This window comes from Lentzea sp. HUAS TT2 (assembly GCF_051853195.1).
Taxonomy (GTDB): Bacteria; Actinomycetota; Actinomycetes; order Mycobacteriales; family Pseudonocardiaceae; genus Lentzea.
Window position 1 is genome coordinate 2,291,462 of sequence record NZ_CP196667.1, and the last position, 13,370, is coordinate 2,304,831.

At 69.6% G+C, this 13,370-nt stretch carries 17 protein-coding genes; 3 read left to right on the plus strand and 14 right to left on the minus strand.

Annotation, left to right across the window (positions count from 1 at the left end):
• Positions 1 to 2 precede the first annotated feature (2 nt).
• Complete coding sequence (locus ACSHWB_RS11325; RefSeq protein ID WP_439664570.1) at positions 3 to 788, minus strand: cytochrome c biogenesis CcdA family protein; 786 nt, start codon at positions 786 to 788, stop codon at positions 3 to 5.
• A 121-nt stretch (positions 789 to 909) separates the two neighbouring features.
• Here ACSHWB_RS11325 and ACSHWB_RS11330 point away from each other — a divergent pair, with 121 nt between their 5' ends.
• From ACSHWB_RS11330 to ACSHWB_RS11340, 3 genes are all read left to right on the plus strand, one after another.
• Positions 910 to 1,896, plus strand: a complete 987-nt coding sequence (locus ACSHWB_RS11330) for a M64 family metallopeptidase (protein ID WP_439662000.1) — start codon at positions 910 to 912, stop codon at positions 1,894 to 1,896.
• A 225-nt stretch (positions 1,897 to 2,121) separates the two neighbouring features.
• A complete protein-coding gene (locus tag ACSHWB_RS11335) occupies positions 2,122 to 2,619 on the plus strand; it encodes a DUF6232 family protein (protein ID WP_439662001.1) in 498 nt (165 codons plus the stop codon).
• On the plus strand, positions 2,616 to 3,209 hold the full coding sequence (locus ACSHWB_RS11340; RefSeq protein WP_439662002.1) for a hypothetical protein: 594 nt from the start codon (positions 2,616 to 2,618) through the stop codon (positions 3,207 to 3,209). The genes ACSHWB_RS11335 and ACSHWB_RS11340 overlap by 4 nt, the downstream gene beginning before the upstream one ends.
• 3 nt (positions 3,210 to 3,212) lie before the next feature.
• On the opposite strand, the gene ACSHWB_RS11345 is transcribed toward ACSHWB_RS11340, so the two are convergent.
• The 13 genes from ACSHWB_RS11345 to ACSHWB_RS11405 all read right to left on the minus strand — a co-directional run bounded on the left by ACSHWB_RS11345 (position 3,213) and on the right by ACSHWB_RS11405 (position 13,354).
• Complete coding sequence (locus tag ACSHWB_RS11345; protein ID WP_439662003.1) at positions 3,213 to 3,770, minus strand: TlpA family protein disulfide reductase; 558 nt, start codon at positions 3,768 to 3,770, stop codon at positions 3,213 to 3,215.
• On the minus strand, positions 3,767 to 4,396 hold the full coding sequence (locus ACSHWB_RS11350) for a histidine phosphatase family protein (protein ID WP_439662004.1): 630 nt from the start codon (positions 4,394 to 4,396) through the stop codon (positions 3,767 to 3,769). The genes ACSHWB_RS11345 and ACSHWB_RS11350 overlap by 4 nt, the downstream gene beginning before the upstream one ends.
• The gene (gene hemL / locus ACSHWB_RS11355; RefSeq protein ID WP_439662005.1) at positions 4,393 to 5,688 is read right to left on the minus strand and encodes a glutamate-1-semialdehyde 2,1-aminomutase; all 1,296 of its coding nucleotides are present in this window, start codon (positions 5,686 to 5,688) and stop codon (positions 4,393 to 4,395) included. The genes ACSHWB_RS11350 and hemL overlap by 4 nt, the downstream gene beginning before the upstream one ends.
• Before the next feature lie 11 nt (positions 5,689 to 5,699).
• Entirely contained in the window at positions 5,700 to 6,056 is a 357-nt protein-coding gene (locus ACSHWB_RS11360) for a hypothetical protein (RefSeq protein ID WP_439662006.1), read from the minus strand.
• Between the two features lie 5 nt (positions 6,057 to 6,061).
• Positions 6,062 to 6,481 carry a DUF3093 family protein gene (locus ACSHWB_RS11365; protein WP_439662007.1) on the minus strand — a complete coding sequence of 140 codons (420 nt, stop codon included), beginning with the start codon at positions 6,479 to 6,481 and terminating at the stop codon, positions 6,062 to 6,064.
• Positions 6,481 to 7,164, minus strand: coding sequence for a hypothetical protein (locus tag ACSHWB_RS11370; RefSeq protein ID WP_439662008.1), 684 nt, complete (start codon positions 7,162 to 7,164; stop codon positions 6,481 to 6,483). The genes ACSHWB_RS11365 and ACSHWB_RS11370 overlap by 1 nt, the downstream gene beginning before the upstream one ends.
• A complete protein-coding gene (locus tag ACSHWB_RS11375) occupies positions 7,161 to 7,559 on the minus strand; it encodes a hypothetical protein (RefSeq protein WP_439662009.1) in 399 nt (132 codons plus the stop codon). The genes ACSHWB_RS11370 and ACSHWB_RS11375 overlap by 4 nt, the downstream gene beginning before the upstream one ends.
• Positions 7,556 to 7,999, minus strand: a complete 444-nt coding sequence (locus tag ACSHWB_RS11380) for a hypothetical protein (RefSeq protein ID WP_439662010.1) — start codon at positions 7,997 to 7,999, stop codon at positions 7,556 to 7,558. Before ACSHWB_RS11380 ends, ACSHWB_RS11375 begins: the two co-directional genes overlap by 4 nt.
• 9 nt (positions 8,000 to 8,008) lie before the next feature.
• Positions 8,009 to 8,521: a hypothetical protein gene (locus ACSHWB_RS11385; protein WP_439662011.1), complete on the minus strand. Its 513-nt coding sequence runs from the start codon at positions 8,519 to 8,521 to the stop codon at positions 8,009 to 8,011.
• Positions 8,506 to 9,480, minus strand: a complete 975-nt coding sequence (gene hemB, locus ACSHWB_RS11390) for a porphobilinogen synthase (RefSeq protein WP_439662012.1) — start codon at positions 9,478 to 9,480, stop codon at positions 8,506 to 8,508. Before hemB ends, ACSHWB_RS11385 begins: the two co-directional genes overlap by 16 nt.
• Positions 9,481 to 9,554: 74 nt before the next feature.
• On the minus strand, positions 9,555 to 11,087 hold the full coding sequence (locus tag ACSHWB_RS11395; protein ID WP_439662013.1) for a uroporphyrinogen-III synthase: 1,533 nt from the start codon (positions 11,085 to 11,087) through the stop codon (positions 9,555 to 9,557).
• Between the two features lie 18 nt (positions 11,088 to 11,105).
• Positions 11,106 to 12,041: a hydroxymethylbilane synthase gene (gene hemC / locus ACSHWB_RS11400; RefSeq protein ID WP_439662014.1), complete on the minus strand. Its 936-nt coding sequence runs from the start codon at positions 12,039 to 12,041 to the stop codon at positions 11,106 to 11,108.
• Positions 12,038 to 13,354 (minus strand): glutamyl-tRNA reductase, encoded by a 1,317-nt coding sequence (locus ACSHWB_RS11405; RefSeq protein ID WP_439662015.1) that lies wholly within the window; start codon positions 13,352 to 13,354, stop codon positions 12,038 to 12,040. The genes hemC and ACSHWB_RS11405 overlap by 4 nt, the downstream gene beginning before the upstream one ends.
• Positions 13,355 to 13,370 lie beyond the last annotated feature (16 nt).

The window sequence follows — 13,370 nt, forward strand, 5'->3', positions numbered from 1 at the left end:
CACTAGAGCGGCAGCCTCACGACGTCGACGAACGAGTAGCGCAGCCACCCGACGAACTCACCCCAGAGCCCGGTGACCAGCGCGATCCCGACCAGGATCAGCAGCACACCACCGAAGATCTGCACCTGCCTGGCATGCGTGCGCAGCCACTTCGTCACGCCCAGCGCCCAGCGCGCGCCGAGTGCGAGCACCACGAACGGCAACCCGAGGCCCAGGCAGTAAGCGAGCACGAGGAAACCGCCGCGCACGGTCGACGACCCGACCTCGGTGCCGTTCGACAGCGCGAGCACCCCGGCCAGCGTCGGCCCGAGGCACGGCGTCCAGCCGAGCGCGAACACGGCGCCGAGCACCGGGGCGCCGAGCAGACCGGCCCGCGGCTTGGTGTGGAACCGCACGTCCTTCTGCAGCGCCGGGACGAGACCGATGAACACCAGTCCCATCAGGATCGTGACGACCCCGCCGATGCGCTGGAACAGATCGGCGTTGAGGAACAACGCCTCCGTCGTCCCGAGGATCGCCATCGAGGCCAGCGCGAAGACGACCGTGAACCCGAGCACGAACAACAAAGAGGCACCGGCGACCCGCAACCGGCCCTGCCTGGCCGGCTCGTTCGCCTCCACCCGAGGCGCCTCGGCACCGACCAGACCGGCGAGGTACGCCAGGTATCCGGGCACGAGCGGCACTACGCAGGGCGAGGCGAACGAGATGAATCCAGCGAGCAGAGCAACCCCCGTGGCCAGCAGCAACGGCCCGGAGATCACCAGATCAGTGGGGTTCACGGATCTCAGAGTAGGTAGTTGCCCAGATCACGCGACGACCGGCATCGCTTTTGACCCGATACAAGGCTTGGGCCAAAAGTGCCAACAATTGCCGCTTGTGGGTGACATCACGGTTGCTTAGCGTCAGCTCATGCATCGTTCCCGGCTGCTACTCCCCGCGTTCACCGTCGCGGCGCTGGCACTGTTCGCGCAGGTACCGGCCGGTGGCGCTGCCCCGGCGATGGAATGGCGCGAAGTCTTCAACGAGGACGGCTCCATCACGCAGGCCCTGACCCCGAAGGCACCAGCCGAGAAATCGACGAACTTCCGCGCACTGGCCGCGGCGGACGTGATCCCGGTCCAGGTGACCGGCGACTCGGCGGACCGCTTCGACCTCGTCTTCGTGGGCGACGGCTACACGGCCGACGACCTGGAGACCTACACCGGCAACGTGAAGAGCAAGTGGGAAGAGCTCTCCGCGGTGGAGCCCTTCGCGAGCTACAAGGAGTACTTCAACGTCTGGCAGGTCAACGTCGTCTCCGCCGAGTCCGGTGTGGACCACGACCCGACCAAAGGCCTGCTCAAGAACACCGCGCTGGACATGGGTTTCTGGTGCCAGGGCCGGGACGCGAACACCGAGCGCCTGCTCTGCGTCAACGAGACCAAGGCCAAGGAGTTCGCGGCCCTCGCCCCTCAGGCCGACCAGGTGATCGCACTGGGCAACACCTCCAAGTACGGCGGCGCGGGTGGTTCGGTCGCCACCGCCTCCGGCTCGAACGCGCAGGCCGGCCAGATCGCGATCCACGAGCTCGGCCACTCCATCGGCGGCCTCGCCGACGAGTACGACTACCCCTACGCCAACTACACGGGCTCCGAACCGCGCGAGATCAACGTGACCAAGGACCCGACCGGCGCGAAGTGGGGCGAGTACCTCGGCCAGCCCTCCCCGGACGGCGGCGTGATCGCCCCGGTCGAGGGTGCGCGCTACTACAAGACCGGGCTCTACCGGCCGACCGGCAACTCGATCATGCGCACGCTGGGCAAGCAGTTCAACTCGATCGGCCGTGACGCCATGGTCAAGGCCTTCAAGGCCAAGATCCCGTCGCTGACCGAGCCGGTGGTGCCTCCCGCGAACTAGCGGGTGGCCGCACGACAGAAAAAAGGACCCGGATCTCCGGGTCCTTTTTTCTTCTCCTACCACCTATAAGAGGACTGATTCCGGACAACAAGTTGACATTTCGCGGATGCCCTTCCGGAACCCGCTTTCCCCGTCGCGCTGCGGAGCTACTATTTCGTGCCTGCCGCGAAACCATGGTGAAAGGCGCCCGGAATGGCCATCAAACACGATGTCATCGACGTGAGCGTGAGCCAGCAGATACTGTGGATCGGCTCCGACGCGTACCCGCTGAAAGGCATCACGAGGGTCGGGTCCAGGACCTGGGTGCCGCGCCGCGCCTATCTCGTCTGGGAGTTCGTGAAGTCCGTCGTCGGCTGGTGGTTCACCGGTTTCCTGGTCGCAGCTGGGGTCGCCGTGCTCCGGTCGTCCCTGCTGATCCCCGCCGACTCGATGCTGAACCAGCTGGTCCCGCTGGTGTTCGTCGCACTGGTGGTGGTGACCGTGATCAAGGCGGTGCGGCTGGCCTCCTGGCTCAGGTTCACGTTCCACAAGCTCGACATCGAGACCGCGAGCTCGTCGACCACCGCCCTGGTGAGCAGGGACCCGTCGGTCGTGCGCGACCTCGTCGCGCGGATCACCGCCGCGATCAACAACCCGGCGGCGGAATTCCACATGAGGGTGGACAACTTCCACCTCGGCGACAACATCAACCAGCACGGCGACAACTCCGTGGTGAACAAATGAGCGAGAGATTCCACGTCGGCGACAACATCACCCAGTACGGCGACAACAGCACGGTGAACAAAGGCGCCGCTGCGGAAGCATTCCGGCAGGCGCAGCGGTCGCACGAGTTCACCGGCCCGCCGCTGATTTTCGTGAACTACCGCAGTCCGGACGAACGGGCGGCGTACGACCTCGAGGGCGAGCTCACCCGGCGGCTCGGCAAGGGTGCCGTGTTCCGCGCGGGGAAGATGCCCGTCGGCACGGAGTTCACGGCGGAGCTGCTCCACCGCGCAGCGACCTGCCCGGTGATGGTCTCGGTCATCGGCAGGCACTGGGAGAACGCCTACGGCACCCGGCCGCTGGACGACCCGAACGACTGGGTGCGGCGCGAGATCGCCACTGCGTTCCGCCACCAGGTGCACGTGGCGCCGGTGCTGGTCGGCGCCCGTTCCCGGCCACTGGCGGAGGACCTGCCGGAGGAGATCAGGAGGATCGCCTTCCTGCAGTCGCTGCACCTGCCGGCGCACCACACAGCGCAGAACCTGCGCGAGGTGGTGGACACGCTGTTGCAGACCGTGCCCGCGCTCGTCAACATCCGCACGTTCGGCTGACGCTCACTCCTTGGCGAGCTCGTCGAGCACCGGCTGCAGGTCGGAGGCCAGCACGGGCACCAGGAACGCAGCCGCCACCTTGTGCTCCTTGTCCACGATGAACGTCGACGGCACGCTGTTCGCCGGAACGCCACGGAAGACGTTGATGAAGCTGCGCGCCGAGGCGTCGTAGATGGACGGGTAGGTCAGCGAACGGGACTTCATGAAGTCCCGCGGGTGCTCCTTCGAGGTCTCCTTGACGTCCAGCCCGATGACCTGCGTACCGGCGTCGAAGATCTTCTGCATCTCCGGCGCCTCGGTGCGGCAGGGCCCGCACCAGGCTCCCCAGATGTTGATCACGACGGGCTTGCCGGCGTAGTCGGAGAGCTTGACGGTCTTGCCCTCTTCGAGCAGGGACTCGCCCTCGAGACCCTTGAGCTCCTTGCGCTCACCGGGCGCGTACCGGATGTTGACCTGCCCACCCGGCGCGACGAGGTAGAAGTCCCCCGCCCCGACCTGGGCCGCGTCCTTCCCGGTCGTGCAGCCGGCGAGCACCAGCAGCAGCACGAGGAAACGCTTCATGCCCCGGTCACCCGAGGGTTGGTGGCGCCCACGGGCTCGGTGTACGCGATCCGCACGAGCTGTTCGCCCTCGAAGATCAACGAGGTCAGCGAGGCGAGCGAGCACTCCCGCTTGCGGGGGTCGTGCCACATCCGCTTGCCCTCCAGGAACCGGCGCACGGTCCAGATGGGCAGCTGGTGCGACACGCACACGGCCTCGTGGCCCTCGGCGGCGGCACGGGCCTTCTGCACGGCACCGAGCATCCGGTGGGCGATCTCGATGTACGGCTCGCCCCAGGAGGGCTTGAACGGGTTGACCAGCTTCGGCCAGTGCTGCGGAGACCTCAGCGCGCCGTCGCCGACCGCGACCTTCAACCCCTCGAACTGGTTGTCGGCCTCGATCAGCCGCTCGTCCGTCGCCAGTTCCAGGCGGTGCGAGTCGGCGATGGGCGCGGCGGTCTGCTGTGCACGGTCCAATGGGGACGCCACGACGTGCACGATGTCGTGGTCCGCCAGGTGCTCGGCCACGGTCAGCGCCTGCTTCTGGCCCCGCTCGGACAGCTTGAAGCCGGGCAGGCGGCCGTACAGGATGCCGGTCGGGTTGTGCACCTCGCCGTGGCGGAGCAGGTGGACGACGGTGCGGGTCACTTGCGGGCCTCCTTGGCGGCACGAGCCGCGTGCGGCAGTGCGTCGGCGATCACTGCGAACTCCTCTTCGCCCATGGCGGCGTTCACGAACCACGCTTCGAACGCCGACGGCGGGGCGTACACGCCTCGTTCCAGCAACGCGTGGAAGAACGGCGGGAAGCGCCACGTCTCGCACGCCTGCGCACCCGCGTAGTCCGTCACCTCGGATGAACCGAAGAACACGCTCACCAGGTTCCCGGCGAACTGCACCCGGTGCTCGACGCCCGCGTCCGTCAGCGACGCCGTGAACAGCGCGCCGAGGCGTGCGGCGTTGCGGTCGAGCGCCCGGTAGACGTCCTCGTCGGCGGCCTTCAGCGTGGCCAGGCCGGCGGCGACCGCGACGGGGTTACCGGACAGCGTGCCCGCCTGGTAGACGGGGCCGGAGGGCGCGAGCCTCGCCATGACGTCCGCGCGGCCGCCGAACGCCGCCGCGGGCAGGCCACCGGACATGACCTTGCCGAACGTGTAGAGGTCGCCGCGCACGCGCTCCAGGCCGAACCAGCCGGCGCGCGAGACGCGGAAGCCGGTCATGACCTCGTCCATGATCAGCAACGCGCCGTCGGCGTCGCAGATCTCGCGCAGGCCCGCGTTGAAGTCGGCACCGGGCGCGACCGCGCCCATGTTGCCCGCCGCGGCCTCGGTGATCACGCAGGCGATCTCGCCGGGGTTCTCCGCGAACGCCGCGCGCACGGCCTCGATGTCGTTGTACGGCAGCACGATCGTGTCCTCGGCCTGCGCACCCGTGACGCCGGGCGAGGACGGCAGGCCCAGGGTCGCGACGCCGGAGCCCGCCTGGGCGAGCAGCGCGTCGACGTGGCCGTGGTAGCACCCGGCGAACTTGATGACCTTGCGGCGCTCGGTGAAGCCGCGCGCGAGGCGGATCGCGCTCATCGTGGCCTCGGTGCCCGAGTTGACCAGGCGGACCTGACGGACCGGCTCGACGCGGTCGACGATCTCGGCCGCGAGGTCGATCTCACCCTCGGTCGGCGTGCCGAACGACAGACCGAACGACGCGGCCTTCTGCACCGCCTCGACCACGGACGGATGGGCGTGCCCGAGGATCATCGGGCCCCACGAGGCCACCAGGTCGACGTAGCGGTTGCCGTCCGCGTCCCACAGGTGCGGACCCTCGCCGCGCACCATGAAGCGCGGGGTGCCGCCGACGGAGTGGAACGCCCGCACCGGAGAGTTGACCCCGCCGGGGGTCAGCGTCGACGCGCGCTCGAACAGGGCCTGGGATCGACTCGCAGTCACGTACCCCAGTCTCACATGTCGGAGTCGGCGGCTTTCTGCGGCCGGGCGCGCACGGCCAGCATGATCTGCCTCACCGCGTCGAGAGCGAGCAGCAGGGCGAGGGTGGCGGCGCCGACGGCGGTGCCCAGCCAGTTGCCGTGGTAACGCGCGGAGACCAGCGTCTCGCGGCCCTCGATCGGGTACTCCAGCCGCACGATGCCGCGGTTCCAGCACCACACGGCCACGATCACCAGCACGACGATCGCGACGGCCTCGCCCGCGGCGATGAGCCACCGCCTGGGCTGGTGCAGGCTCGGACCGGCCGGCGGGGCCTGCTCAGGCTCCTCCACCACGGTGTCCGACTCCGGCTCAGTCACGGCCTCTGTCACGTCGCTCACCCTCTCACGACCCGGCGCAGCGCCGCGAGGAAGGCTTGCGGATCGCGCGCCCACGCCAGCACCACCGTGCCGCCGACCAGCCGCAACGGCACCGCCGTCGTCCCCTTGGGCACCGACCAGCCACCGCCGAGCACCTTCGCGCCGGTGGGCGCGCCGACGTCGGTGCAGGCCTCGATCATGGCGACGGGCAGCTTCTCCCGCCCGAACTGGGCCTCCTCGGCCGTCAGCGCGATGCTGCCGGTCTTGACCCTCAGGTTCACCCACAACACCGCGCAGAGCGTCAGCACGAGCCCCACGATCGTCCACAGCGCCACGGACGCGGGCCCGGTGATGAGCTCGATCAGATACCCGGCCACGGCGAACGCCGGTCCCCACAGGAGTGGCCACCAGCTGCTGCCGGACTCTCGGTAGAGCACTAGCGGACGAACCTGTTCGAGGGCGGCAGGAACTGCAGCACCACGGCCGCGATGGTCAGCCCGATCACGACGATGCAGATCGCCACGCTGGGCTGCCAGACCGTCGCGCCGATCGAGATGAACATGATCGCGATCATCGACAGGAACCCGAGCACGCCCAGGATCGTGAGCAGGATGCGCGCCCAGTTCTGCCCGTTGCGCAGCACGACCGCGAACGCGATGTACGGCGCGGCGGCGACCAGCATGGCGAAGCCGAGGATGATCGCCAGCGCCCGCACGCCGAACTCGCCGGCTTGCCGGTCCTGCTCGGTGACGACGCTGTCCTGGGTGACGAAGAAGTCCGCGTTGGCGAGCAGCATCACCGGCAGCACGGCCACGGAGAGCACGGCGCCCGCGATCCAGATCCACATCGCGGCGGTGATCGTGGCGGGCCGCGGCGGCGCCATCTCGTGCGGCAGCACCGGTGAGAGCGGTGCCATCGAGAAGCTCGCCTGCCCGACCTGGTTCACCTGGTACTGCCCGGCGGGGGCCGGCGCCACGGGATAGGCGCCCGCGGGGTTCTGCCACTGGACGTTGTCGGGGTTCTGCCACTGGACGTCACCGGCGGGCGGTGCCGACGGGACCTGCGGCTGCGCGTACTCCTGGGTCGGCTGCCACGGGTTCGGGTCCTGCGGATTGGTCACTGCTCACGCACCTCCGCGAGCCACTGTGCCGTACGCGCCTGCCACGTGAAGACGATTGCGGCACAGATGAGCAGCAGTGTGACCAAGTTCGACGCGCTGATGCCGACGAACAAGATCCAGATCATGTGGGCGATCGCGATGAACGACAACGCGATCCGCGCCCAGTTCCTGCGCTTGAGGAACAGCCGCGTCAGCCACGCGTAGGCCGCCACGAAGACCAGCGCGACCGCGGTCAGCGTGGCCAGGAAGCCCGTGACCTGCCCCGAGGTCCAGTCGGTCAGCCGCTGCACCTCACCGCGCTGGAACCACAGCCCGGCCGTGGTGAACACCACGAAGACGGCGATCGCCGACCAGAGGCCGACGGCGATGCGGACCTGCAGGGGAGCGTCGTTCACGCCGCCTGCTCGTGCTCGGTCAGGTAGTCGGTCGACTGCCTGAAGTAGAACAGCACCAGGCCGGAGACGGCGACCAGCACCGTCACGATCCCCAGGGTGTTCGTGATCATCTGGAAGAACAGGCCGATCAGCAGCGTGATCATCAGGCCGGTCCTGCTCTTCTTCAGGCCGCCCTTGACCTTGCCGGCGAGCCACACCGCGAGGCCCGCGATCACGACGGTCACCACCAGCGACACGGTCACCAGGCCGTTGACGGTCGAGGCGATCATGTCCCGCGTGACCTTCTCGTCCTTGTTGCCGCTGACGGCCGCTTCGATCAGCACCTGCTTGTTCAGCAGCACGTACAGCGCGGCCAGGACACTGAGGGCCACACCGGTCACGACGAGCCAGTAGCCCGCGGTGATGGTGCGAGGGGTGCCCGATTCCTTCGGAGACGTCACGCTCGAAACCTAGGTCCGCAGGAAGGCGCTGTCCACCGCGACCCGCTTCCTGAAGTGCGCGGACACCCGGTACATCAGCACGATCGCGGTCGCGTCCAGCACCATGGTGACCGCCGTGACGGCCAGATCGACCGCCGTCAGCTCCACGCCCACCTCGGCGGCGACCCCACTGGCCCACGCCCCCAGCCGGAACAGTCCGAACGCGACGGAAGCGCTACCCAGCACCGTGAGCACGATCCTGGCCCAGTTCCGGCCGCGTGCCATCGCGTTCGCCAGCCGTGTGTACGCGAGCAGCACGGCGACGGCGATCAGCAGTCCGAAGAGGACACCGCCGTTCACGCCGGCATCGACTTGGTCCTGTCCCATCGCCGGGTTCTGGCGTCGCGCCTCGGCCACGAGCGTCTCGCGGTCGAAGAGCTGGGCCACGAACCGCAGCATGCCGACGCACGCGCTGGCGATCCAGAGCCAGCGCGCGACGTCGATCAGCTTCGGGACAGGAGCGGGAGCTACCGGTCCAGCCATCGGGCGGCTTCGGTTGCCCAGTAGGTGAGCACGATGTCCGCGCCGGCACGGCGGATGGACGTGAGCGACTCCAGAATCGAGCGCTCGCGGTCGATCCAGCCGTTCGCGGCAGCGGCCTCGATCATCGAGTACTCGCCGGAGATCTGGTACGCCGCAACGGGAACGTCCGAGATCTCGGCGACGGACCGCAGCACGTCCAGGTACAGCAGGGCGGGCTTGACCATGACCATGTCCGCGCCCTCTGCGAGGTCCAGCTGCACCTCGCGGATCGCCTCGCGGGCGTTCGCCGGGTCCTGCTGGTAGGTCTTGCGGTCACCCGAGAGCTGCGACTCGACGGCGTCGCGGAACGGGCCGTAGAACGCCGACGCGTACTTGGCGGAGTAGGCGAGGATGCCGGTGTCGGCCAGGCCCGCCTGGTCCAGAGCGTTGCGGATGAAGGCGATCTGACCGTCCATCATGCCGCTGGGGCCGACGACGTGGGCACCCGCGCGCGCCTGGGCCACGGCCATCTCGCCGTAGATCTCCAGAGTCGCGTCGTTGTCCACGCTGCCGTCGGCGGTGAGCACGCCGCAGTGGCCGTGGTCGGTGAACTCGTCGAGGCAGCAGTCCGACATGAGCACGGTGCTGTCGCCCAGTTCCGCCCGCAGGTCGCCCAGCGCGGCGTTGAGGATGCCGTCCGGGTCGGTGCCACCGGAACCGACGGCGTCGCGCACGGCAGGGACGCCGAACAGCATGATGCCGCCGACGCCTGCCTGCACGGCCTCGACCGCGGCCTTGCGCAGCGAGTCGCGGGAGTGCTGCAGGACGCCCGGCATGCTGCTGATCTCAGCAGGCTCGGCCAGGCCTTCCTTGACGAACATCGGCAGTACGAGCTGCCTCGGGCGCACCTCGGTCTCGCTGACCAGGCGGCGCATGGCGGGCGTCGTGCGCAGACGCCTCGGCCGGTGAAGTGGGTACACGGCGGACTCCCTGTCGGAGAGAGTCGAAGGGGCCACTCAAAGGATCTTGAGTGGCCCCGACGGCTTCATGAACTTCAGCTGCGGCGCAGACGCTTGGTCTTGCGCGGAGGAGGCAGCGCTCCCTCGGCGCGCAACCGGGCTGCGTGGGCGGCCAGCGCGTCGACCAGCGCGGGCACGTTCGCCTCCTCGGGCTGCACGTCGACCCGGAGGCCGAACTCCCGCGCCGTCTCGGCGGTCTGCGGGCCGATGCACGCGACGAGCGTGCGGGCGTGCGGCTTGCCCGCGATGCCGACCAGGTTCCGCACGGTCGACGACGAGGTGAAGCACACCGCGTCGAAGCCACCGGACTTGATCATCTCGCGGGTGTCGGCGGGCGGCGGGGCCGCACGCACGGTGCGGTACGCCGTCACGTCGTCGATCTCCCAGCCACGTTCGCGCAGGCCAGCGGCCAGCGTCTCGGTGGCGATGTCGGCCCGCGGCAGCAGCACGCGGTCGACCGGGTCGAGGATGTCGTCGTAGGGCGGGAAGTCGTTCAGCAGGCCCTCGGACGACTGGTCACCCGACGGCACGAGCTCCGGGATGATGCCGAACGAACGCACCTTCGCGGCCGTGGCCTCGCCGACGCAGGCGATCTTCACGCCGGAGAACGCACGGGCGTCCAGGCCGAACTCGCGGAACTTCTCCCACACCGCGCGAACCGCGTTGGTCGAGGTGAAGACGACCCACTGGTAGCGGCCGTCGACGAGACCCTTGACCGAGCGCTCCATCTGCGCGGGGCTGCGGGGCGGCTCGACGGAGATCGTCGGCACCTCGACGGCGATCGCGCCGTGCGAGTGCAGACGCTCGCTCATCGCGCCGGCCTGCTCCTTGGTCCGCGGGACCAGCACGCGCCAGCCGTACAGCGCCCGCGACTCCCACCAGGAGAGCTTCGAGCGGTTGGCGGCGGCGGCACCGACCGTGACGACCAGCGGGCCGCCCATCTCACCGGCGTCGGCCGCGACCGCGGCCAGCGTGGTGTCGATGGTGCGCTGCTGGAAGCCGGTGCCTTCGGCGGTGACGGCGACCGGGGTCTGCGGCGCGAGGCCGTTCTCGACCAGGTTCGACGCGGCCTCCGCCAGGTGCGAGCCGGTCGCGTGCAGCACCAGCGTGCCGGGCGCGGCGGCGAGGCCGGCCCAGTCCGTCACGGCGCGCACGTCGACCTCGGTGTGCACGCCACCGAGAGCGACACCCGCGTACGCCGGGACCGCGGTGCCGGCGGGCACACCGGGAACGACGTCGAACGGGATCGTCGACTTCGCGACGGCCTGCGCCTCCTTGACGACCGAGTCGAGCGTCAGCGGGTCACCCGCGACGAGACGAACGACGGTCGCGCCGTTGCGCGCCTCGTTCACCAGGTCCTTGGCCACGTCGGCGGACTCGCCGACAGCGGGGCGGACCTCGACTCCCTCCGGCACGGTCGCGAGGACGTCCGAAGGAACGTCCGGGTCGGTGACCACGAGTTCAGCCCTGGTGAGCAAGTCGTGGGCCCGGACCGTGAGCAGCCCGGTGTCGCCGGGGCCGGAGCCCACGAAGGCGATGCGTCCGGGGGTCTTGCGTGCGCGGGTCATCAGGGCACTCCCCATCGATTACGCCTCTGGACCGCTGAGAACCGCGGCCCCGAGGTCGAGCAACTCGGCGGCCAGCGCCCGGCCGAGTCCCTCAGCTTCGGTCAAGTCACCGGTGGCGGACGCACGGAGGAGATCGTTCTCCGGCGTCGCTGCGACCCCGCGCAGGGAGAGTCGGTACACGACCCGCCCCTCGTCATCGAGGTCTTCCACCACATCGGCCAGCGCGCCGACCGGCGCGCTGCAGCCCGCTTCGAGCGCGGCCAGCATGGCGCGCTCGGCGGTCACAGCGGCCCGGCTGGCCGAATCGTCCAAAGTGGACTGGATCAGGTGCTCGGCGTCGACGTCGTCGACCCGGCACTCGACTGCCAACGCACCCTGCGCGGGTGCGGGAAGCATCTGGATGGGCTCCAGGTTCTCGGTGATCTCGCTCGTGCGGCCGAGCCGCGCGATGCCGGCGCGAGCCAGCACCACCGCGTCGAGCTCGCCGCCCCTGACCTTCCCGATCCGCGTGTCCACGTTGCCGCGCAACGGAACGATGTCCAGCCCGAGGCCGAGGGCCTCCAGCTGGGCTGCGCGCCGCGGCGATCCGGTGCCCACTGTGGAGCCGACCGGCAGCTCGCCGAGCGTGAGGCCGTCGCGCGCCACCAGGGCGTCGCGCGGGTCCTCGCGCTGGGGCACTGCCGCGAGCGTCAGACGGGGGTCCGGCGCGGTCGGGAGGTCCTTGTAGGAGTGGACGGCGACGTCGATCTCACCGTTCGCGAGGGCGTCGCGAAGGGCCGACGTGAAGACGCCGATGCCGATCTGGGCGATCGGAGCGTCGGAGAGGTCGCCCGGCGTCTTGATGACGACGATCTCGACCTGTGCTCCGGCAGCCTTCAGCGCCTCGGCCACGGTCCCCGTCTGCGCGAGCGCCAGTGCGCTGCCTCGGGTACCGATCCGTAGGGTGCGGGTCACCGCGTTTCACCATCCACAGGAGCTTGCTTGGTCTGACTGACAACCCCAGGCGTCTGGGGGTCGAGCCCGAACAGTTCGCGGAGAGCCTCCGCGTAGCCGGTACCACCAGGGGCGGAGGCGAGCTCCTTCACCCTGACGGTCGGCGTGTGCAGGAGCTTGTCTACAACGCGGCGCACCGTCTTGGCCAATTCACCGCGTGTCGCGGAGTCCAGTTCGGGAAGTCGCGAATCAAGACGGAGCAGTTCGGCGTCGACCACCTCGGCCGCCCGCTTGCGCAGGGCCGTGACGGTCGGCGTGACCTCGGCGGACCGCTGGCTCGCGAGGTAGGCCTTCACCTCGCCGGCGACCAGCGTGGCCGCGAGGCGGGCGTCCTGGCCTGCGGGCGCGTCGGAAAGACGGCGCTGCAACGTTTCCAGGTCCACCACACGAACGTTCGACAGCTCGGCGGCGGCCGGGTCGACGTCCTTGGGCAGGCCCAGGTCGCACACGACCAGGGGCCGCGAGCGCTCGCTGATCATGTCCGCGCGGACCACCGTGTCGACCGACCCGGTGCACGCGAAGACGATGTCCGCGAGGTCGATCTCGGAGGCCAGCGCGGTCAGGTCGACGGCCGTCGCGGGGACGCCCTCGGCCTTCAGCGACGTGGCGAGACGCACACCGTTGGCCTGCGTGCGGTTCGCGATGACGACCTCGCCGATGCCCGCTCGGCGCAGGTGGGCGGACGCCAGTCCCCCCATCGCACCGGCGCCGACGAGCAACGCGCGCTTGCCGACGAGGGTGCCCAGGTGGGCCTCCGCGTCGCCGAGGGCCTCGGACACGACCGACGCACCGGCGTGGTCGATGCCCGTCTCGCTGTGCACGCGCTTGCCGACGCGCAGCGCGTTCTGGGTGAGCTCGTGGACGGTCCTGCCGACGGTGCCCGCCTCGTCCGCCGCCGCGTACGCACCGCGCAGCTGGCCGAGGATCTGGGACTCGCCGACGACCATCGAGTCGAGGCCGGCCGCGACGGAGAACAGGTGCTCGACGGCAGCGGCGGCGTAATGCACGTAAAAGTGCTCGTACAGCGAGTGGGGCTCGATCTGGGCGTGCTGCGCGAGGACGTCGACGACCTCGGACATGCCGCCGTGGAACGACTCGACGACGGCGTAGACCTCGACCCTGTTGCAGGTCGAGACCACCATCGCCTCGGAGACGCTGGGCGCGGCGAGCAGCTGGCCGAGGACCTTGGGCAGGTTCGGCTCGGCCACCGTGACGCGTTCCAGGACCGGAACTGGGGCGGTGCGGTGCGACAGACCGACTACGAGCACGCTCATGCAGTCACCACGTCTG

Bases quoted from the DNA above. Each gene is read 5' to 3' on its own strand.
- ACSHWB_RS11330 (WP_439662000.1), top strand. From the start codon at position 910: ATGCATCGTTCCCGGCTGCTACTCCCCGCGTTCACCGTCGCGGCGCTG.
- ACSHWB_RS11340 (WP_439662002.1), top strand. From the start codon at position 2,616: ATGAGCGAGAGATTCCACGTCGGCGACAACATCACCCAGTACGGCGAC.
- ACSHWB_RS11345 (WP_439662003.1), bottom strand. From the start codon at position 3,770: ATGAAGCGTTTCCTCGTGCTGCTGCTGGTGCTCGCCGGCTGCACGACC.
- ACSHWB_RS11385 (WP_439662011.1), bottom strand. From the start codon at position 8,521: ATGGCTGGACCGGTAGCTCCCGCTCCTGTCCCGAAGCTGATCGACGTC.
- ACSHWB_RS11395 (WP_439662013.1), bottom strand. From the start codon at position 11,087: ATGACCCGCGCACGCAAGACCCCCGGACGCATCGCCTTCGTGGGCTCC.
- ACSHWB_RS11405 (WP_439662015.1), bottom strand. From the start codon at position 13,354: ATGAGCGTGCTCGTAGTCGGTCTGTCGCACCGCACCGCCCCAGTTCCG.